The organism is Haladaptatus marinus (genome assembly GCF_051194195.1).
In genome coordinates this window covers 316,507-335,362 of sequence record NZ_JBLZNK010000002.1, presented here as the reverse complement: position 1 = coordinate 335,362, position 18,856 = coordinate 316,507, and the positions used below count along the sequence as shown (strand labels likewise).

18 protein-coding genes and 3 pseudogenes are annotated in these 18,856 nt (G+C 60.0%); 15 read left to right on the top strand and 6 right to left on the bottom strand.

Translation table 11 applies throughout. The annotated features are described in order from the left end of the window. Positions 1–2 precede the first annotated feature (2 nt). From folP to ACN2TU_RS03715, 5 genes and pseudogenes are all read left to right on the top strand, one after another. Positions 3–815: pseudogene (gene folP / locus ACN2TU_RS03735) on the top strand (dihydropteroate synthase); the annotation flags it as partial. Between the two features lie 8 nt (positions 816–823). Beyond that, a complete protein-coding gene (locus tag ACN2TU_RS03730) occupies positions 824–1,513 on the top strand; it encodes a 6-hydroxymethylpterin diphosphokinase MptE-like protein (protein WP_435153081.1) in 690 nt (229 codons plus the stop codon). A 71-nt stretch (positions 1,514–1,584) separates the two neighbouring features. Beyond that, a pseudogene (locus ACN2TU_RS03725) lies at positions 1,585–2,149 on the top strand (sugar O-acetyltransferase). An 82-nt stretch (positions 2,150–2,231) separates the two neighbouring features. Then, positions 2,232–3,641 (top strand): FAD-binding oxidoreductase, encoded by a 1,410-nt coding sequence (locus tag ACN2TU_RS03720; protein ID WP_435153080.1) that lies wholly within the window; start codon positions 2,232–2,234, stop codon positions 3,639–3,641. A 242-nt stretch (positions 3,642–3,883) separates the two neighbouring features. Next, a complete protein-coding gene (locus tag ACN2TU_RS03715) occupies positions 3,884–4,534 on the top strand; it encodes a class I SAM-dependent methyltransferase (RefSeq protein ID WP_435153078.1) in 651 nt (216 codons plus the stop codon). Between the two features lie 23 nt (positions 4,535–4,557). Here the strand turns inward: ACN2TU_RS03715 and ACN2TU_RS03710 are convergent, their stop codons facing one another. Beyond that, the gene (locus tag ACN2TU_RS03710) at positions 4,558–6,243 is read right to left on the bottom strand and encodes a thiamine pyrophosphate-binding protein (RefSeq protein WP_435153076.1); all 1,686 of its coding nucleotides are present in this window, start codon (positions 6,241–6,243) and stop codon (positions 4,558–4,560) included. Positions 6,244–6,409: 166 nt separating this feature from the next. Here ACN2TU_RS03710 and ACN2TU_RS03705 point away from each other — a divergent pair, with 166 nt between their 5' ends. The 3 genes from ACN2TU_RS03705 to ACN2TU_RS03695 all read left to right on the top strand — a co-directional run bounded on the left by ACN2TU_RS03705 (position 6,410) and on the right by ACN2TU_RS03695 (position 7,842). Next, positions 6,410–7,399, top strand: coding sequence for a DMT family transporter (locus ACN2TU_RS03705; protein ID WP_435153074.1), 990 nt, complete (start codon positions 6,410–6,412; stop codon positions 7,397–7,399). 69 nt (positions 7,400–7,468) lie between these two features. Next, on the top strand, positions 7,469–7,612 hold the full coding sequence (locus ACN2TU_RS03700) for a hypothetical protein (protein ID WP_435153072.1): 144 nt from the start codon (positions 7,469–7,471) through the stop codon (positions 7,610–7,612). Beyond that, positions 7,612–7,842, top strand: a complete 231-nt coding sequence (locus ACN2TU_RS03695) for a hypothetical protein (RefSeq protein ID WP_435153070.1) — start codon at positions 7,612–7,614, stop codon at positions 7,840–7,842. Before ACN2TU_RS03700 ends, ACN2TU_RS03695 begins: the two co-directional genes overlap by 1 nt. A gap of 16 nt (positions 7,843–7,858) precedes the next feature. Here the strand turns inward: ACN2TU_RS03695 and ACN2TU_RS03690 are convergent, their stop codons facing one another. The 3 genes from ACN2TU_RS03690 to ACN2TU_RS03680 all read right to left on the bottom strand — a co-directional run bounded on the left by ACN2TU_RS03690 (position 7,859) and on the right by ACN2TU_RS03680 (position 9,817). Next, on the bottom strand, positions 7,859–8,266 hold the full coding sequence (locus ACN2TU_RS03690; RefSeq protein WP_435153068.1) for a luciferase domain-containing protein: 408 nt from the start codon (positions 8,264–8,266) through the stop codon (positions 7,859–7,861). Beyond that, on the bottom strand, positions 8,263–8,583 hold the full coding sequence (locus tag ACN2TU_RS03685; RefSeq protein ID WP_435153066.1) for a 2Fe-2S iron-sulfur cluster-binding protein: 321 nt from the start codon (positions 8,581–8,583) through the stop codon (positions 8,263–8,265). Before ACN2TU_RS03685 ends, ACN2TU_RS03690 begins: the two co-directional genes overlap by 4 nt. A 232-nt stretch (positions 8,584–8,815) precedes the next feature. Beyond that, positions 8,816–9,817, bottom strand: coding sequence for a TIGR04024 family LLM class F420-dependent oxidoreductase (locus ACN2TU_RS03680; RefSeq protein ID WP_435153649.1), 1,002 nt, complete (start codon positions 9,815–9,817; stop codon positions 8,816–8,818). A 96-nt stretch (positions 9,818–9,913) separates the two neighbouring features. Here ACN2TU_RS03680 and ACN2TU_RS03675 point away from each other — a divergent pair, with 96 nt between their 5' ends. Further along, positions 9,914–10,258 carry a hypothetical protein gene (locus ACN2TU_RS03675; RefSeq protein ID WP_435153065.1) on the top strand — a complete coding sequence of 115 codons (345 nt, stop codon included), beginning with the start codon at positions 9,914–9,916 and terminating at the stop codon, positions 10,256–10,258. Between the two features lie 123 nt (positions 10,259–10,381). Here the strand turns inward: ACN2TU_RS03675 and ACN2TU_RS03670 are convergent, their stop codons facing one another. Continuing rightward, positions 10,382–11,161, bottom strand: a complete 780-nt coding sequence (locus tag ACN2TU_RS03670) for an SDR family NAD(P)-dependent oxidoreductase (RefSeq protein WP_435153063.1) — start codon at positions 11,159–11,161, stop codon at positions 10,382–10,384. A 313-nt stretch (positions 11,162–11,474) separates the two neighbouring features. Here ACN2TU_RS03670 and ACN2TU_RS03665 point away from each other — a divergent pair, with 313 nt between their 5' ends. Together ACN2TU_RS03665 and ACN2TU_RS03660 are read left to right on the top strand one after the other, a co-directional pair. After that, a complete protein-coding gene (locus ACN2TU_RS03665; protein WP_435153061.1) occupies positions 11,475–12,428 on the top strand; it encodes a DUF7504 family protein in 954 nt (317 codons plus the stop codon). Positions 12,429–12,503: 75 nt separating this feature from the next. Beyond that, a complete protein-coding gene (locus ACN2TU_RS03660; protein ID WP_435153059.1) occupies positions 12,504–14,570 on the top strand; it encodes a hypothetical protein in 2,067 nt (688 codons plus the stop codon). Here ACN2TU_RS03660 and ACN2TU_RS03655 read toward each other — a convergent pair. Beyond that, positions 14,567–14,707, bottom strand: coding sequence for a DUF7503 family protein (locus ACN2TU_RS03655; RefSeq protein ID WP_435153058.1), 141 nt, complete (start codon positions 14,705–14,707; stop codon positions 14,567–14,569). The two genes, ACN2TU_RS03660 and ACN2TU_RS03655, sit on opposite strands and share 4 nt — an antisense overlap. 295 nt (positions 14,708–15,002) lie before the next feature. On the opposite strand from ACN2TU_RS03655, the gene ACN2TU_RS03650 reads away from it, so the two are divergent. The 4 genes and pseudogenes from ACN2TU_RS03650 to ACN2TU_RS03635 all read left to right on the top strand — a co-directional run bounded on the left by ACN2TU_RS03650 (position 15,003) and on the right by ACN2TU_RS03635 (position 18,834). Next, positions 15,003–15,401 carry a DUF7344 domain-containing protein gene (locus tag ACN2TU_RS03650; protein WP_435153056.1) on the top strand — a complete coding sequence of 133 codons (399 nt, stop codon included), beginning with the start codon at positions 15,003–15,005 and terminating at the stop codon, positions 15,399–15,401. Between the two features lie 124 nt (positions 15,402–15,525). Then, positions 15,526–16,711: pseudogene (locus tag ACN2TU_RS03645) on the top strand (lactate 2-monooxygenase). A gap of 37 nt (positions 16,712–16,748) precedes the next feature. Further along, a complete protein-coding gene (locus tag ACN2TU_RS03640) occupies positions 16,749–17,708 on the top strand; it encodes a PrsW family intramembrane metalloprotease (protein WP_435153054.1) in 960 nt (319 codons plus the stop codon). A gap of 49 nt (positions 17,709–17,757) precedes the next feature. Then, positions 17,758–18,834, top strand: a complete 1,077-nt coding sequence (locus ACN2TU_RS03635) for a YihY/virulence factor BrkB family protein (RefSeq protein WP_435153052.1) — start codon at positions 17,758–17,760, stop codon at positions 18,832–18,834. Positions 18,835–18,856 lie beyond the last annotated feature (22 nt).

Genomic DNA, 18,856 nt, shown 5'->3' with positions numbered 1-18,856 from the left:
GTATGCAGAACGTCTCCGCTGGAGGGTTACAAATCGGGCCGGCACATCCACCCCGAATCATGGGCGTGTTGAACGTCAGCGAGGAGTCGCCATACGACCCGAGCGTGTACGACGATCCGGAAGCTGCCGCCGAATATGTCGATTCGGAACTCATCGGCGAAGGTGCGAATATCGTCGATATCGGGCTGGAATCGGCGAACAAGCGATTCGAAGTGCTCACCGCCGAGGAGGAACTCGACCGTCTCGACACCGCAATCGAAACCATCGAACACGCAGGCGATGCGGTTTTCTCCATCGAAACGCGCTATGCCACCGTCGCGGACGAAGCGCTTTCGCGTGGATTCGACATGGTAAACGACATCTGTGGCTTCGCCGACCCGGAGATGGCGGCCGTCTGCGAGCGCCACGACGCGGCCGTCGTGAAAATGGCCAGCCCATCCGATTTGCAACGCCCCGGCGCAATAGAGCGCGTTGACGACATCTACGACGCGTTGGCACGCGAACCGCTGACCGACAAAACCATCTTCGACCCAGCGTTCGGCGGGTGGAGCGAGGAAAAAACGCTGGCGGACGACAGGGAGACGTTCCACCGACTCGGCGAGTTCCGAGCGCTCGAACGACCGATTCTCGTCTCCATCAACCGGAAGAACTTCCTCGGGGAAGTCGTCGGCAGGGACACCGACGACCGCCTGCCAGCGAGTCTCGCGGCAACGGCGCTGGCGGTCGAACGCGGTGCCGACGTGATACGAACGCACGACGTATCGGAAACGCTCGACGCCGCGATAATCGGCCACGAGTTCGGACGCGAGCGTACGTAATTCACATGAACTTCAGCGATTGGAAACCGGTGTACGCCGAAATCCGCGAGGATTTCGGGTTCCCCCGAGCGGACGACGAACACGCCCGCGACGTGCTCGCCGACCTGGTGCGACCGTTCGACCATTCCCGGTTCGACGCGCTCGCTGGAGCGACGGTCGCCATCGCAGGTGCAGGGCCGTCGCTCGAAAGCGAACTCGACAGGGCGAGGGATGCGGACGTAGTATTTTCGGCATCGACTGCCACTGACGTACTCCTCGATGCCGAAATCGATGTGGACTGCATGGTGACTGATCTCGACAAAAATCCGACAACTGCCCGCGAACTGTCCGAACAGGGCGTTCCGGTCGCGGCGCACGCACACGGCGACAACATCCCGGCAGTCCGGAAATTCGTCCCGACGTTCGACGCGAATCACGTGTTGGCGACGACGCAGGCCGAACCTCGCGGCCCCGTCGAGAATTTCGGCGGGTTCACCGACGGCGACCGGGCGGCCTTTCTGGCCGACCATTTCGGGGCCGATGAACTCGTCTTCCTCGGGTGGGATTTCGACGACCCGGGCGTGGACGCGATGAAAGGGGAGAAATTGCAGTGGGCGGAGCGTCTGCTGTACTGGTTGGAAGGGCGACGCGGCGAGCGGTTTTCGATCCTCGACGGTCGGCGCGAGAAAATCGACACGGGGTGGATTCCGCGGTAGCGTCGTCGGATACCACCGCTGTCGGAACCACGCCAACGTATTTACCTTCGAACAGTAAATCAAACTGTAGAATGGTCTCCGAGAAGGAAAAGATGTTGCGAGGCGACCTGTACGACGCGGACGACCCAGCCTTGGAAGCGGAACACGAAGAAGCGAGGAAGCTCACCCGGGAGTTTAACGACACTATCGAAACCGAACATGAAAAAACGTCGGTCACTGTTGCGGAAGCTGTTCGGGTCAGCAGGGGAAACCGTCGAAGTAAAACCGCCCTTTCGGTGTGACCACGGCTACAACATTCACGTGGGGGACGGGTTTTTCGCAAATTTCGACTGCGTGATTCTCGATGTTTGCCGGGTGGAAATCGGTCGAAACTGCTTGCTCGGCCCCGGTGTCCACATCTACACCGCGACACATCCCATCGATGCTGAAACGCGAATCGAGGGGCCGGAGTACGGCAAACCGGTCACTATCGGGGACAACGTTTGGATCGGCGGACGAGCGGTCATCAACCCGGGCGTCACGGTCGGTGACAACGTCGTCATCAGCTCCGGCGCGGTCGTCACCGACGACGTGCCGAACGATGTCGTCGTCGGTGGAAACCCGGCGCGAGTCATCAAGGAGTTGGAAGCGGAGTAGCGTAGGGACTGTTCGAAACTGGAGCGATCCGACGGTTTTCCGGTCGAACAGTTTTATTTCACAGCACGACGAGTGCTATCGCATGACGCACGATTGCTCGTTTCTCCGCGACCTGACGCTCGGTGAGAACCAGATTTCGTTCGGCGACTCCCATCGCTCCGGACATGCGGGCGATTGGGGGACACCGGAGGACGAGCAGGTTCGGCCGGATGCGGTCGTCTGGCCGGAATCGACGGCGGATGTGTCGGCGGTGCTCGCGGCCGCGGACGAACACCGTGTTCCCGTCACTCCTTACGCCGCGGGGACGAGTTTGGAAGGCAACGCGACACCTTCGCGCGGTGGCATCAGTCTCGATGTGACGCGGATGGACGGCGTTCTGGACGTCCGTCCCGACGACTTTCAAATCGATGTGGAACCGGGAATCCTCGGGAAAACCGTGGACGAAACGGTTGCAAGGCATGGACTGTTCTTCCCGCCGCTTCCGTCGTCGGGCGATATCTCCACGGTTGGCGGGATGATAGCGAACGACGCCAGCGGGATGAAGACCGTGAAGTACGGCGAAGTGCGCGATTGGGTGCTTGAACTCGAAGCAGTGCTGGCGGACGGGTCGGTCATCACCGCGGGGAGCAAGGCGGTCAAAACATCCAGTGGGTACAATCTGAAAGACCTCATCGTCGGTAGTGAGGGGACGCTGGCAGTCGTCACGCGGGCGACTCTCGAACTCGCCGGACTGCCGGAACAGATTCGCGGGGGACGAGCCATCTTCGAGACCCTCTCCGACGCCGTCGAATCGGTTTCCGACGCAGTTCGCTCCGGTGTTGACGTGGCGACCATCGAACTCGTAGACGAGACGAGCGCGACGATGGCAAATGCCTACACCGGGTCTGCCCTGCCGGACGCGCCGATGGTGTTCGTGGAGTTCCACGCGAATCACGGCATCGAAGAGGAAATCGAATTCTGTCGGTCGGTGTTCGAGGCGCACGATGTCGCGCGGTTCGAGGTCGCGGAAGGCAACGAGATGGACGAACTGTGGCAGGCACGCCGGGAACTCGCCTTCGCGGTACAGGCCTACGACCCGGAACTCTCGCCGCTTCATCCCGGGGACGTGACGGTCCCTATCAGCCACTATCCCGATATGGTTCGGCTCGTCCGCCGACTCGCCGACGAACACGACCTGCTGATTCCCTGTTTCGGTCACGCCGGGGACGGCAACCTCCACTACTCCGTGCTGGTGGACGAATCGGACGACGACCAAATCGAGCGGGCGAAGGACGTGGGGATGGAAATCGTGGAGAAGGCGATCGAAGTCGGAGGCACCTGCACGGGCGAACACGGAATCGGGCGCGGAAAACGCGAGTATCTGGAACTGGAACATGGCGAGGAGAGCGTCGAAACCATGCGTCGGATAAAGCGCGCACTCGACACGAACGACACGCTGAATCCGGGGAAACTGTTTCCAGAAACGATAGATGGCGGCCGACTTCGGAACTGACGCTTCGATTGCTCCGCGTCTATCCGTCGATGTCGGCACCACACGCCGGACAGACGTGCGTTCCGTTACCGTCGTTTTTCGATCCGGTCCAACCGCATTCTGGGCACAGAAGGAGGTTCGACATTCCATCCCGATCTTTGGTATCCACCCAGTTAACGCTGGTTGCGCTTCACCCACGACATCCCGTCACGAATCGCGTATCCGTCGCCGGAGTTTTACGGACAGTCGCCATATCCATAGGAGTGGATTCAAATGAAGTCCGAAAACGATGGGCGGAACGGTCGGGGGAGTACTCGCCGGACTACTACGCCTACTACGGGCCGAACGAAACGAGTGACCTGATTCGCGAATATTTCGATTCTGCTCTCGGTTCAGATGCATCGATATTGGAACTCGGATGCAGTTCCGGACGACATCTCTCACATCTTCTCGATAACAGCTACGACGACCTGTCCGGCATCGAAATCAACGACGAAGCGTTCGAAGTGATGGATAACACGTATCCCGAACTCGCCGAACGAGGAACGTTCTACCACGATGCAATAGAGAACGTCGTGGATGACTTCGAGGACGGACAGTTCGACGCCGTGTTTTCCGTGGAGACGCTTCAGCATCTCCATCCCGACAATAAATGGGTCTTCGCTGAACTCGCCCGGATTACCGATGACCTGCTCATCACGGTGGAAAACGAGGGCGGTGAAGACAGTGACGCGGACGAGAACACCGATGGCTCGGAAGACGACCCAGAATCGCCGGAACTCGGCGTGAACTACATCAACGACGAATTTCCCCTCTACTACCGAAACTGGAACCGGATTTTCACCGACCTCGGCCTCGCCGAGATCGATTCCGAAGCGAGAGAACGGGACATGTTTCGGGTGTTTCGAAAGTAATCGACCGAGATACGAACGGAATTTCAGTCGTGAACCAGCACATCGATCACGCTCGGTCCATCCTCAGCGAGCGCGGTTTCGAGCGTTTCCTCGATGTCTTCGGCTGATTCTACGAGATAGCCGGTTGCGCCGTGGCTTTCGGCGTTCTTCGGGATATCGACCGGCGGGTCGAAATCCATGCCGACGAACTCGTGGTCGTCGTCCTCGCCACCGAACAGCTTTTTCGTGTTGTCCTTTAGAATGCGGTAGTTGCGGTTGTCCGAGACGACGACGGTCATATCCACGTCGTACCGAGCCGCCGAGTATAGCGAGTGTGGATAGTAGAGATACGACCCGTCGCCGATGAATCCGAAAACTTGCCGAGGATCGTCTTTCTCGGCCTCGGCCATGCCTGCGCCGACCGCGGCGGGCAGGCCGTAGCCCAGCCCACCACCCTTGTTCGAGATGTACCCTTCGCGCTCGAAGGGCCAGCGTGTGAGCATGGCGTACTTCGCGGTGACGCCCTCGTCCACGATATAGGGGTTCGATGCGGCGGTACGCAGGGTGTCCACGAGTTCGGCTTTCGAGGCGCGAGGATCGTCCAACTCGTCTTCCCCCATCGACGCCATCTTCTGCTGGGCGAACGTCTTGAACTGCTGGACGCGCTCCAGTCGCCCCTCTAACTCGTCGTTTCCGAGGTCAACTCCCTCGGCGATTGCGTCCATCACGAGTCCGAGGTCACCCGTCACCGCAACGTCCGCGGGAGTGTTTTTCCCGACCTGCCACGGGTCGTCGTTCAGGTCAAGAATCGTCGCGTGGTCGGGAACGAGGTCGCGCTCGTGGCGAGTGAGCGTCGTGTTCGTCGAACACCCCGCGAAGACGACCGTATCGCTGTTCATCACCGCCGCCGCGAGGTCTTCGTCCGGCGGAATATGGGACACCCACTGGTCGTGCGTTCCCGGGAAGGAGACTTCACAGGACAGGATTTCGGCGTGAACGCGTGCCCCCGTTGCCTCCGCCAATCCGACCGCCGCGTCCACCGGGTCGGTATCCGAGTGTGCACCGTGACGCGGGACGTGGTCGCCGACGACGAGCACCGGGTCGTCCGCTTCCGTAAGCAATTCGACGGCCTCGGAGATTGCGGCGGGGTCGCCAGCACCGACGTTCTGAATCCGACCGATTCGCTCGGGTTCGGCGTCCGTCTCGGTCATCATCACGTCAAGCGGGAGGGAGAGAAACACCGGGCCGGTCGGTGGCGTCTGGGCCACACGAAACGCCCGTCGGAGCATCGTCGGGAGCGTCGAAACGTCGGTCACCTCTGCACTCCATTTCGTGAACTGGTCAGTCATGGCGAGCAGGTCGCCCGATAGAATCGGTTCCTCGTGACGGAAATCGAGGCTGTGTGCCCCCGCCGTCACGACGAGTGGCGCGCCCGTCACCGACGCACCGTAGAGGTTCCCGAGTCCGTGTGCAATACCCGGCGCAACGTGGAGATTGACGACACCGACGGGACATTCCTCGTCCGGCTCGTACTGTCGAGTGCTGGCGTACCCTGCGGCCATTCCGACCGCGATATCCTCGTGGGGGGCGAGGACGTACTCCAACTCGCTGTCGCCCAGTGCGCGCATGACGGGCAGTTCCGTCGTTCCAGGGTTGCCGAAGACGTATCGGACGCCGTAGGACTCAATGGTCTCGGTGAACAGATCGCCCCCCGTGCGTGAAGTTGCCATAGCGATGACTGAACGCGAGGCATTAAAACCGTTTCCGAGGGGGCGATTTTATCATCATATTTGATGCATGTGTCTGTGTGAATTGGTATCGCGGTTCCGAGAATTTTGAAGTATCACAAGCTACTATCCGTATTCCCCAACCACAAGGAGTGTTTCACGACATCTAATGAATGTAGCACGCTATCGGAATACGGTTCTGTTCGTTCTCCTGTCGCTCATCTGGGGGTCGTCGTTCGTCGCCATCGAAACCGGCCTCCGCGCGTTTCCGCCGGTGCTGTTCGCAGCACTTCGGTACGACGTTGCCAGCGCGGTGATGCTGGCCGTCGTAGCCGGACTCGGCATCCGCCGCGACGACTTCCAGTGGCGACCAGCGATGCGCACCGACTGGCTCCTCGTCGTCATCGGCGGCGTCTTCATCTTCGGCCTCTATCTCGCGCTCATCTTCACCGGCCAGCAGTACGTCACGAGCGGCGTCGCCGCCGTCGTCCTGAGTTTGAAACCGGTCGTCACGCCGCTGTTCGCGGTCACACTCCTGCCGAACGAGCGATTCGGACGCCTCCAAGTCGCTGGCGTGCTGATCGCACTGCTCGGCGTCATCGTCGTCGCAAATCCGACGTCGCTCGGCGGCGGAACCGTCGGCGTCGGTTTGCTATTCGTCGCCGCGCTCGTTTTCGCCGTCGCGTCGGTGCTGACGCAGAAAATCGGAACCACGCTCCCGACACTGACACAGCAGGCGTGGATGATGGTCGTCGGCGCGCTCTTCCTCCACGCGACGAGCGCTGTGATTCGCGGGGTTCCGAGCGTGTCGCCGACGCCGTCCGCGCTCGTTTCGCTCGCGTATCTCGCCTTCGTCGCCAGCGTTGTGGGCTACTTCGTCTACTTTGACCTGTTGGAGCGAATCGGCGCGAGCGAGGCAAATCTCGTAAACTACGTTGTCCCGGTCGTCGCCACCCTATTCGGCTGGCTGCTACTCGGTGAACCCATCACCGACAGCACGATACTCGGCTTCCTCGTCATCGTCGCTGGATTCATCTTGCTGAAGTGGGCGACGTTAAAACGCGGCGTCGTCGCAGTTCGCAGACCGTCGCGCTCGGTTCCAGGTGGTTCTTCGTCCGATACGGTGGTCGTCTCGGGGAACGTCTACTATCGACGATAGTCGGCCATCGACGAAGGGGTTCGATACGTCGCCCTAACCTACAAGTCAAACAGCGTCGTCACGGTGTGCATGGCTATCTGTCCGCACTGCGAGTCCGACATTACCGACTGGGCACAGCGGCTCGAACGCGGGGCTGCGGCCAGCACGCCGAAAGTCTGGACGTGTCCCGACTGCGATACGGTTCTCGGCATCACCGATTGGGGGTCGTCGTAGTGCCGATTTCGGGATGGCGACGCCGGGAGGATTTGGAGGGGGGAAAGCAAATTCGAATCTGGCTCAGTGAGGACGGCAGCAAGGAGTTGTACGTCGAAAATCTCACCTACAGGGACGAAGGGTATGCGGTGTTCTCCTACGAGGTGCAAACCGACGAGTGGGAAACCATCGCCGAAACGGATTCGAGGGCCGACGCCGTGGAAAAAGCGACCGAGTGGGCCGAACGCTGACCGCGACGACACCCCGCTACAGCACTGCCCGCAGTTCCTCGCTCGGTTCGAGCGACGCGAGTTCGGAATCCACAGCGAGTCCTGAGAGCACGTTGTCTGTCACCGTCCGTTTCACCGCTTTCGCGTGGCTCAGATACGACAGTCGCAGCAACCAGAGCGCGTCTTCGACATCGTCTGCCTCCTCGATCCGAAACGTCGTCCATCCCGATTCGGGAAAGATGTGATGCGGTTCCGTCCTTCCCTCTTTCACCAACTGGTCGCGCACTCGGCGTGGAAAGGCAATGTCGAGGATACCCCACTGATGTACGTGACCGACTTCGCGCGGGCCGAGACGAAACTCGGCGCCGCCGAACCGGTGTTCTCCCGCTTCGATTCCATCCCACCCGGATACCTCCGTGACAATTATCTCGACTGTCTCATTCATCGGTTCACCTTCTGTCCCCAGAATCCGTCGTGTTTTTCGACAGCCACGTCGCCGAGAACACGGGTTTGACACGCGAGCCGAAGCCCGGATTCGAGGTTGTGTGGCGTTTTCGAGAGTCGATTCTCCTCTTTCGCGTTTCGGTCGCTCACCGAACCATCTAGTTCGACCGCGCAGGTTCCACAGACGCCGTTCCCACGGCAGTTCAGATGATGAGACGTGCCGTTGTGTGGCGTCTCACCCGCGTCGAGGAGCACGTTTCGGAGTACTGCACCTTCTTCGCACTCGATCGTTTTCCCACGAAATCGGACGGTCGGCATACGTGTGTTAATTGTGCGCAAGCGACTTCTCTTTTTCCGCAAAATCGAAAACCGGTCTCGCAACGGTCGAACTGGAGAATGGCGGGCAAGGCGGAGGTAGTCTACCGCCGAAGACTACCTCTCTCCCAGTCGTCGTGACTGTGCTCTGGTCGAATAGATGCGAAGGGGAATGCCCCGTTCACCCCCGGTACCCGTTTCGACCCTGCAAAAAATGTGTCTACGGCCTAACTCGTTAGGGAGACAGCGCGGCCATCGTCTCGCGGGCATCCTCAACCGTCGCACCGCGAGGGAAACCAACTGCGACCGCATCGACGCCGTCGATGTCTGCGAACTTCCGGAACTCCTCGCGCGCGCGTTCGGGCGTTCCCGCGGCACAGAGGTCGTCCAACAGGTCATCCCCGACGAGCTCGGTTGCCCGTTCCTTGTCGCCGCTTCCCCACGCCGACGAGATGTCGTTTGCGAGTTCCTCGTAGCCCTGCCGGGCCAGCGAATCGCGGTAGTAGGTACCCATCCCACCGATGTAGAAGGCCGAGTGGTGTCGAGCGAGTTTTCGTGCGCGCTCGCCGTCTTCCAACGCACAGCACGTCAGCGAGAGGGTTACTTGTACGTCGTCAGCGTCGCGGTCGCCGAGTTCGGCACCGCGGTGCAGGTCTTCGAGTCGGTCGCGCATTCCATCGGGGGTGAAGACGGTCGCGTGCCACCCGTCGGCGAATCGGCCAGCGAGTTCCACCGATTTCGGCCCCATCGCGGCGGCATCGATCGGCGGCGGGGTTTCGGGCGGGTCACAGCGCAGACGGAATCCGGCCAGCGTGAAGCAGTCGCCGTCGTAGTTGACCGTCTCGCCGGACAACACCGTGCGGACGATGTCGATGGTCTCGCGAGTACGCCGGAGTGGTCGGTCGAACTCCGCACCGTGCCACCCCTGAATGACGACCGGCCCGCTCGGACCGAGACCGATTCGAACACGACCGTCCGCAACTTCCTGGAGCGTGGCCGCGGTCTGGCCGATGAGCGCGGGTGACCGCGAATAGACGTTCAAAATCGACGGCCCGAGCCCGATTTCCTCGGTTCCGAGCGCCATCGCGGTCAAACTCGTTACCGCATCCCGTCCCCACGTTTCGGGGAGCCACGCATGTTCGTATCCTAACCGTTCGGCTTCCTGCGTGAGGTCTACGAGGGTTTCGACGCTCGGCTGTGCCGCGACCGGGAGGTGAACCGTTCTCTCTGCGGGCATATCGTAGTTGATGATTTTTGTGTGCAGGTTCCTATCAGTATCGGTGTTTTCGACGACGAAGGGATTCACGGGAGAATGGGATGTTGAGCGGTTTCGATGGTACAGTACGGTCAACAGCGGTCATTCAAACGGTCTGCCAGTGCTGTCAGCAATTCTCGACTCCAAATAACCGCCTCCGCAGTCTCCCCACTCCTCCCCGTGAGCGCAGGGTTGCGCTCGGTGTTCGCTTCACTCTCGACTCACGGCTTCGCCGTTGTCTCGCGGCATTGCCGCTCGACAGTCCGCAGAACTCCGTTCCGCGCTATTCGCTGTCGAGACGACGCCGTCGCCTCGCTTCCCCTGACGTTAATTGCGCCGCCGCAACCGTTCGGCTGGGTAGTCAAGCGAGGTGGCGCGCGCTGGCGAGGCTTCGAGGACTGCGCGGTTTCATTGCAGTCGTGACTTCCTACCTATCGCGTCACACCTTCCTCCTTACCGTGTGACACAGACTTCAGGGATAGACTAACGAGATGAAAAAACTGACGGCCAGTCATAAAACACCCGGCTCCTCGTACTGCACTTTCCTCAGAGTTCAGGCGATTCCATGATGTCGGGCACGCCCGCCGCGGTAATCGTCTCGCCGACGACGTAGGAGGAGGCTGGACTGGCCAAAAACTGCACCACGTCGGCGATTTCCTCGCACAGGCCAACCCGACGCTCTACCTCCTCGCGCTTCACGTCATCCGCGCTGATTCCCATCTGGGATTCCAGCCCTTCGGTGGCGACGAATCCCGGCGCGACGCAGTTCACCCGGACGCCCGACCCGGCCCACTCGAACGCGAGTGAGCGCGTGAGATTGATAACTCCCGCTTTCGCCGACCCGTAGTGGCTCATGTACGGCGACCCCTGCTGGCCCGCGACGCTGGCGATGTTGATAACCGACCCGCCGGTTCGTCCGCCCTCGGAATCCTTTTTAAGCGCCTCACCCGCCGCTTGAGTGCAGTGGTAGGTTCCGGTGAGGTTGATGTCCACGACTTTCCGCCACCCGTTCGGGCTGATATCGTCGAATCCCGCCATGAAACTCGCACCGGCGTTGTTCACCAACACGTCGAGTCCGCCGAACTCGGATATGGTGGCCGAGACGAGCGAATCTACCGCCTTGCGGTCGGTTACGTCGCATTCAACCGCGAAGGCGTTCTCACCGATTGCCTCGGCCACTGGGTCGACGTTGTCCTGTTCGCGCGAACAGACCACGACGTTTGCCCCGTCTTCGGCAAACCGTTCGGCGACGACCCTACCGATTCCACTGGATGCCCCGGTGACGATGGCTATCTTTCCCGTGACGCCGAACTGGTCGGTCGTCACCGTTGCTCGCCTCCTGCGCGGAGTGTGAACATGACTGTCGCTACCCGAGCCGAAACGAAAACTCTTGTCGTGTCGGAAGAGACGACGAGACCGCGATGAAGCCGTTGTTCGTGATCAAAAGTCGTGTTACGATGCGGTTTCGTCGGTATAGCCGTAACTTTCCCGTCCGTTGAAACGCATCCTTTGAAGACGGTAGACTATCGTTTGACGGCTGTAGACCCGATGAAACCGTTTTGAGACCGTACGAACGGGGACGAACGATTCAAAGAATAGGGAGAACTTATACGCCTGAATCCATTACGGGAAGAGAGATATGGGTAAAGAGGACAGTGACGGCCGGCCATCGACGACGGGTGTCACGAAAGTACACGAATCGAACGCATGGCAGGACGGGCGAATGCTTGGAACGACCGTCGTGGAGACCGTCGCCGAGGCAGCTGGGGTAGCCCCCTCGGATATTCAGACGTGTCTGTACGACATCATCGAGCCCGATGCTCTCGACGCGCTTTTCGCTCCGAAAGAGAACGGAGAGGAACGGGCCAACGGAACGGTTTCGTTCTCGCTTCACGGCCATTACGTGACCGTCTCCGCGGACGGTATCATCGAAGTCGAATCCGAACTCGCACGCATCAAAGAACGGGGCGGAAATCTCCTGTTGACGGGACTCGTCCCCGATTCCGTCATAGATACAGCGAGCACACGACTGTTGGGTGAAAACGGAACGAATAGAACACGCTTTATTGCCCTCCTCGACCGCAACGTGGAGACCGCGATGGCTCGGCTTCCGGCGACCGATACACCAGGGGAGGGGTTCGTACTCGACTTCGCCGCAACGGCTCGGTCGGCCGCGTCGCAGACACCGTCCGCGCCCATCGCGACCGACTACTCGGTGACCGATGTGGCCGGTGACCACTTCGATTTCCTGGAAGCGATTGAACGAACGCTGTGGGACGTCGTCTCGGAGCGAAAGGGGATGAATCCAGGGGAACTTCGGTTCTGCTTCGATTCCCTGCGACCACTCCTCGACGAACACGACGAGGACGATGTGAGACAATTCCTCGACTGCTGTTTCGACACGGTGTCGCAGTTCTCCGGAATGGGACACTACATCCTGTCGGCAGACCGCGATAGTGACGTGGTTTCGACCGTCGAACCACTGTTCGATGCGACTGTCGAACTCCGTGTCGGCGAATCGGGGCCGGAACAACGGTGGCACCTGCCGAACACGAAGTTTACGACGGACTGGTTCGCACTCGGTGTCGAATAGCGTGGTCGAGAGAGCCATGTCCGTCGGGGAATGTGCGGCCGATAAGCGCACGGACGCCGTATCGGGGGCCGACACGTGAATCCCACGTTTTCAGCGACGAAGCGGCCGGGAATTACGCTCTTTGACCCGATTCAAGACCGTCGGTTCGAGTTCGAAACGTCGTCTACAGTGCAACCGACTCCCGTCGACGACGACCGGTTTTTCGTCCCGACCGACGCCGCGGTCGGGATGGAAACGGCCGAACTGTTGCTCCCCTACTTCGTAGAAACGCACGTTCGACACGCGGACGGAGCGTTCGTGTTCGAAGTCGGGCGAAACGTTCGAGAGGAACTTCCCGAAGGGGAGTACTGCATCGAACTGCACGCACCGATCAAGATATATCTGAGCGTGGAAAGTGCGATGACGATTACAACATCGGTTGACCGCGTCGCGTTCGATTTCGACGGGAAAACGACCGTCCGAATCGGCGCGCGTTCGTACCACGAACGTCCCGCCGAGACGGTGACAACGACGGACGACCCAGCGGACGTGATGGCGGCCGTTTCGACGTTCGGATCGGCGTTGAAGACGACAAGCCCCGAGCGGTCGTTTCCGACGCTTCGCGGGCATCCACCCGCCGTCGAACTGGACGACGAATTGGACATTCCGGACGGTCTCACGACGCCCGAGACGGGTATCCGAATCGAAGTCCCCCCTCGACGGGAGTACGTCTACGTCGCCGCACCACTCGCATACTACCTCGGCGCAGAGATGGTCGGGGGAACACCCCCACGAATCGTCACCGACGACGGATTCGAACATCCACTCGACACTACGTGTGGATTCGACGCGGAGGTAGAGCGCGTGCTCAAGCAGGTGTTGTTCTTGGACTGTTTGGTTCGAACCGAGGGACTGTATCCGGTCGAACTCCACGAACTGTCGCTCGTGGGTGACGATATCGAACAGTCCCTTTCGAAGCAGTACGATGCACCGATTGCGGAGCGTCTCGCTTCGTACCTTGCGATACCGTTCGACTCGATTCGAACCGCGATTCCAACCTGGAGACTCTCGGTCTCCGTCACTCCGGAGGCGGAAAATGCCACACTGCTTCCATACCTCATCGACGAACTCGCGGTCATCAGTCGAGCAAATCCGTCTCCAAGCAAACGTCCGAATTCGACGCCGTCGTACGTGAACGACTTTGTCCGGTTCGCCGGAGAGCACCGTGGGGAAACCTCCGCGGAGGAACCATACGTCAATCCATCGGAAACCGACACGTTGGAGCAAGCATGGCTTGGAACTGGTCGCCCGTTCGGCGCGAACAAACTGCTCCGAAGCGCGTTCGACCACCGTCACGACCGACTCGCGACCGGGGGTGATATCGACATCGACATCGTCTGTAACGACAACCAGATGCGTGCGGAGTACGACGTTGACGACGGCGTTTTGTACGGTCAACGGGACGTGCTTCCGTTCGATGTCGATGTACACGAAAATCTCACGACCGCCGAGTTGGAGCGACTACTCGCGTCCGAGATGGACTTTCTGCACTACATCGGCCACATCGATGAACACGGATTCGTCTGTTCGGACGGGACACTCGACGCACAGTCGCTCGGCGAATCCAACGTCAAAACGTTCTTCCTAAACGGCTGTAACTCCTACCGCCAGGGACTCGGTCTCGTCGAAAACGGAAGCGTCGGCGGAATCGTCACACACGGCGATGTCGGAAACGACGGTGCAATCGCGGTCGGTCGTCACATCGCACGCCTGCTCAATGCTGGCTTTTCGCTTCGCTCCGCGCTGTCGGTCATGGAGGAGCGCCGAATCGTCGCGAATCAGTACCTCGTCATCGGTGACGGTGGCGTCGAGGTCGCACAGAGCGAAAGCGGTACGCCGACACTGTACCGACTCCGCACCACCGCTGAAGGCGATTACCGTGTCGAGATGATGACGTACCCGACAGCAAAACGTGGAATCGGCTCACTCTACGTGCCGTATCTGGATTCGGTCGATACGTACTTCCTCGGCGGTGGATCGATTCCCGAATTCTCCGTTTCGGCCACCGAGCTCGTCTCACTCTTCCAACTGGAACAGCTTCCCGTGGCCTTCGAGGGCGACCTTCGTTGGACGTCCGACCTTGTCTTCGACCTCCTGATTTAAGGTCCGCCGACGGTTCCGGCGTGGGCGGCAGCAGTGTTGCCAGCTTCTGCTAGTAGCAGCAGGACGGCGAACACGACGCCCATCATCTTGGGATTCTCTGCGAGATACGATTGTAACGTCTCGTTTCTATTCGACATTGCAGGCATACCTGGGTGGCAGGGGGGCATATATTTATCTTATGTATTAATACTCTGAAGTAATTGAGGCATGTCACCTCACGATACCGATAATCGTGCGTATGTTTACCGATATGGTCTGCTTATTCCGGGGAAATACTCCGTTTCGTGGTAACCGCCGGGGAAACGACCGATTACTTCACGACGACTCGCACTCATCGTTCATTCACGGCGACGGAAGGATGCTTTTTCGCGAATTTGTTTCAGACAAATCTAACGTGTAGTTTTACTCGTTGACCGACGAAGGGTGGATGCGATGTCCGACGATGGGTTCGAGTTACTGATCCGAAAGGAAGGAGCGATACGGCCACTCGACGAAGCGTCGCTCGATAGCGATCAGCCGATGAAGGCAATTCTAGAAATCCTCGCCAACGAGCGCCGCCGGTGCATCATCTACTACCTTCGAGAGCACGAGAGTGCGGTCGTCGACACACTCATCGACCACGTACGAGCGCACGAGTGGGGCGGAAGCCCGGTCAGTCCCGACCCATCACAGCGGGAACGGCTGCGCGTCGAGTTGCTCCACGCCCACCTTCCGAAACTCGAGAACGCCGGTGTCGTCGAATTCGAGCGAACGGGAGAATACGTCGAGTACGTCACCGCCTCCGAAACGTTCGAACTGTTCGTTCAACTCGCCGAGAGCGCCGAACGCTAGGACGGTATCGCATGAACGCGTTGTATCTCGACCGAATGACTGATGTCACAGCAGTTTACGGCGGCTGCGGGGTAATCGGAACGGTCGGAGAAAGCTATAATCGGCGTGCGACTGTTTCACACCCATGGATACGCCATCCGAACCGTTCGGCCCGAACCGCCAGAAAGAGGTGTAGCCAGTGGGATGCTCGCCGACCGGACGCCGAACCTTCCGACATCACCCGAAGAACTCGCTGAATTCGCCCACGAATCCCTCTCCCCGGAAGCTCACGCCTACGTGGGGGGTCGGCAGGGGGAGAAAGTACCGCCGACGAAAACCGCTGTGCATTCGACCGCTGGCGAATCGTCCCGCGGATGCTTCGCGACGTGGCCGAACGCGATTTATCCGTCGAACTGTTCGGACAGAATCTCCCGGTTCCGGTACTGCTCGCGTCAATCGGTGTCCAGTCCATCATCCACGAGGAGGGCGAGTTCGCCACTGCGCCAGTCGCCGCGGATTTGGACGTTCCGCTCGTCCTCAGTTCAGCATCCTCGGAGACGATGGAGGACGTGGCGGACGAACTCGGTGACACTCCCGGCTGATTCCAACTATATTGGAGCGCCGACCGCGACGTAACCGCGAGTTTCCTCCATCGAGCCGAAGAGGCGGGCTTCGAAGCAATCGTCGTCACCCTCGACACGCCGATAATGGGCTGGCGGGAGCGCGACGTGAAGCACGCCTATCTTCCCTTCCTCGACCGAGAAGGTGTGGCGAACTACTTCAGCAACCCAGCGTTTCGGGCATCGCTCGACGCACCGCCCGAGGACGACTCGACCGCCACAGTCTGGCAGTTCACCGAAATCTTCGGCGACACCTCCCTCACGTGGGACGACCTCGATTTCCTCCGCGAAGACACCGACCTCCCGATCGTGTTGAAGGGCATCCTCCGGGTGGAGGATGCCCGCGAGACGGTCGAACGCGGTGTCGATGGCCTCGTCGTTTCGAACCATGGCGGGCGACAGGTGGACGGTGCGATCGGCGCACTCGACGCACTTCCCGGCATCGTGGACGAAGTCGGCGACGATGTTCCCGTACTCTTCGACAGTGGCATCCGCAGGGGTGCGGACGTGTTTCGCGCAATCGCACTCGGCGCGGATGCGGTTCTGCTCGGGCGACCATACGTCTATGGCCTCGCAATCGACGGGGAAGACGGCGTTCGAGAGGTGCTTCGGAACTTCCTCGCCGACTTCGACTTGACGCTCGCGCTCTCCGGTCACGACTCGGTTTCGGATGTCGATCGGAGCGTGTTGGTTGATACGACCGAGTCGTGACCGAACCGATTTGCATCTGGCACACGTAGCATGGACGATGGACGAACAGGAGGACACGATTAACCCCCAAGAGGACTCCTATGACATCGAATCGTGGGAACCACGAACGATAACCGACCGACTCGCGCTTCGACTCTATCGGCTGCTCACGGGTGCGACTCGGGGGATGACGCTGGCTGTCGCGCTAACATTCGTTCTCATCGAGTTGGCGCTCGTCGGTGCATCAGTCGTCGAGCGCCCGCTGCTCGGGGTGCTCTCTTTCCTGTCGGTGATTCCGGCACTCCTGCTTGCGGCCTACATCTGGCGGGCCGACCCGACGGAACGGGAACCGCTTCCCACGCTCGTCATCACGTTTCTCCTCGGCGTGATTTTCGCCGCGTTCGCCGCGATATTTAACACCGTCGGAGGGTTCGTACTGTCGGGACTCGGCATCGGTGTTCTCGCCATCGTTCCGTTTTTCTTCCTCATCGTCGGACCGGTCGAGGAAACCGTGAAATGGCTCGCGGTGCGGTTTCACGCCTACCGAACCTCACACTTTCAAACGGCCGTCGATGGCGCGGTGTACGGCGCGATGGCCGGACTCGGCTTTGCGACCATCGAAAACCTGACCTACGTCGTCGGGTCGGTGGACGTGAACGGCGGTGTCGGAACCGCGGTTATGGTTTCGGGGGTCGCAGTTACGCGGGCAATCGTCGGGCCGAACCACGTCCTCTGGGCCGCCATCTCGGGCTACTACCTCGGGTTGGCGAAAATCGTGCCGTCCGATCGCGGGCCGATAATCATCAAAGGAATCACCATCCCCGCACTCCTCCACGGCTTTTACAACTCGACTGCCGGATTCGTCACCGAAACGATGGCCTCGATTACCGGGGCCGACCAACTGTTCTGGTTGCTCGTTTACGTTCTCGTTTTTTCGGGACTCGTCGGCGGGTATCTGTTCCGAAAGATTCGGCGGACGCGGGAGTATTACGAGGATCAGATTCGGTTGGGTTGGTAGGTGTTTCCCCGGCCACACCTATCTTTAGGCTTCTCGTTGATTGACTCCTATGACCAATCTCGACCGAGTGACCGCGACCGGACGTCAGGTCGCCTCCGACTTCTCGGAAAAGAACGTGACGCTCATGGCGGCAGGTATCGCGTACAACGCGTTCATTTCGCTCGCGCCGATTCTGTTGTTGCTCCTCATCGTCGTGAACGTGGTCGGTGGCGGCCTCGAAGATAGAATAATCGACGTTGCCAGCGGGTCGCTTCCACGCCCTATTTTCAACGTCATCGAGCAGGTGTTTCAGGGAGATTCCGCCGCCACCGGGGCCTCATTCATCGGACTCGTCGTCCTTGTTTGGGGGTCACTGAAGATATTCCGGAGCCTCGACACGGCTTTCTCCGAGATTTATGACTCCGAGGCGGAAAACTCCCTCACCGACCAATTGAAGGACGGCATCGTCGTCCTCGGTGGACTGACGTTCGCCATCATCGCCACGGTCGCCGTCAGTGCCGTGTTCAGCGCATTTTCGAACACGGTTCCGTATCTCGGTCTGCTGACACCGCTGGTGCTCGTCGGCGGATTGATTCTCGCGTTCTTCCCGATGTACTACCTGTTTCCGGACGTGGAACTCGATTGGAAACACGTTCTCCCGGGAACCGTCTTCGCGGCCGTTGGCTGGGCCGCACTCCAGGCGCTTTTTCAGGTGTACTTGACCTTCAAAGGCGGCGGCTCTGCCAGCCTGTTCGGCGGCGTCATCGTCATCATCACGTGGCTCTATTTCTCCGGACTCGTTCTCCTGCTGGGTGCGGTCATCAACGCCATCATCGGCGAGCACGCCGCACCCGTTTCCGGAACGGCCGACCGAAGCGCGACGAGTAGGCCCGTCGAACGCGAAACGTCCTTGACCAGCGACGAACTCGCCGAGTACCTCCGTTCTCTCCGCGAAGAACTCACCGGTCGCTACGAAGGAATGCGTCCGACCGGGGAGTATGCTGCTGACAGACTCCCCAAACCAAAGGGCAATGTCGAATTGGTCGAACAGTCATCCGAAACGGACGACGAATCGGAATGGACAGTAACGCTTCGGTGGCACGCATCCGAGGACACGGACGACGTGCCCATTGCGACCGAAAAATAAAATCTACCAGCGAACTCTCCGA

Coding starts and splice junctions, on each gene's coding strand:
- ACN2TU_RS03640 (WP_435153054.1), top strand. CDS start 16,749: ATGGACGAACAGGAGGACACGATTAACCCCCAAGAGGACTCCTATGAC.
- ACN2TU_RS03685 (WP_435153066.1), bottom strand. CDS start 8,583: ATGCCGACCGTCCGATTTCGTGGGAAAACGATCGAGTGCGAAGAAGGT.
- ACN2TU_RS03710 (WP_435153076.1), bottom strand. CDS start 6,243: ATGGCAACTTCACGCACGGGGGGCGATCTGTTCACCGAGACCATTGAG.
- ACN2TU_RS03720 (WP_435153080.1), top strand. CDS start 2,232: ATGACGCACGATTGCTCGTTTCTCCGCGACCTGACGCTCGGTGAGAAC.
- ACN2TU_RS03650 (WP_435153056.1), top strand. CDS start 15,003: ATGTCCGACGATGGGTTCGAGTTACTGATCCGAAAGGAAGGAGCGATA.
- ACN2TU_RS03700 (WP_435153072.1), top strand. CDS start 7,469: ATGGCTATCTGTCCGCACTGCGAGTCCGACATTACCGACTGGGCACAG.
- ACN2TU_RS03680 (WP_435153649.1), bottom strand. CDS start 9,817: ATGCCCGCAGAGAGAACGGTTCACCTCCCGGTCGCGGCACAGCCGAGC.
- ACN2TU_RS03705 (WP_435153074.1), top strand. CDS start 6,410: ATGAATGTAGCACGCTATCGGAATACGGTTCTGTTCGTTCTCCTGTCG.
- ACN2TU_RS03675 (WP_435153065.1), top strand. CDS start 9,914: ATGGTACAGTACGGTCAACAGCGGTCATTCAAACGGTCTGCCAGTGCT.
- ACN2TU_RS03635 (WP_435153052.1), top strand. CDS start 17,758: ATGACCAATCTCGACCGAGTGACCGCGACCGGACGTCAGGTCGCCTCC.
- ACN2TU_RS03730 (WP_435153081.1), top strand. CDS start 824: ATGAACTTCAGCGATTGGAAACCGGTGTACGCCGAAATCCGCGAGGAT.
- ACN2TU_RS03690 (WP_435153068.1), bottom strand. CDS start 8,266: ATGAATGAGACAGTCGAGATAATTGTCACGGAGGTATCCGGGTGGGAT.
- ACN2TU_RS03655 (WP_435153058.1), bottom strand. CDS start 14,707: ATGTCGAATAGAAACGAGACGTTACAATCGTATCTCGCAGAGAATCCC.
- ACN2TU_RS03665 (WP_435153061.1), top strand. CDS start 11,475: ATGGGTAAAGAGGACAGTGACGGCCGGCCATCGACGACGGGTGTCACG.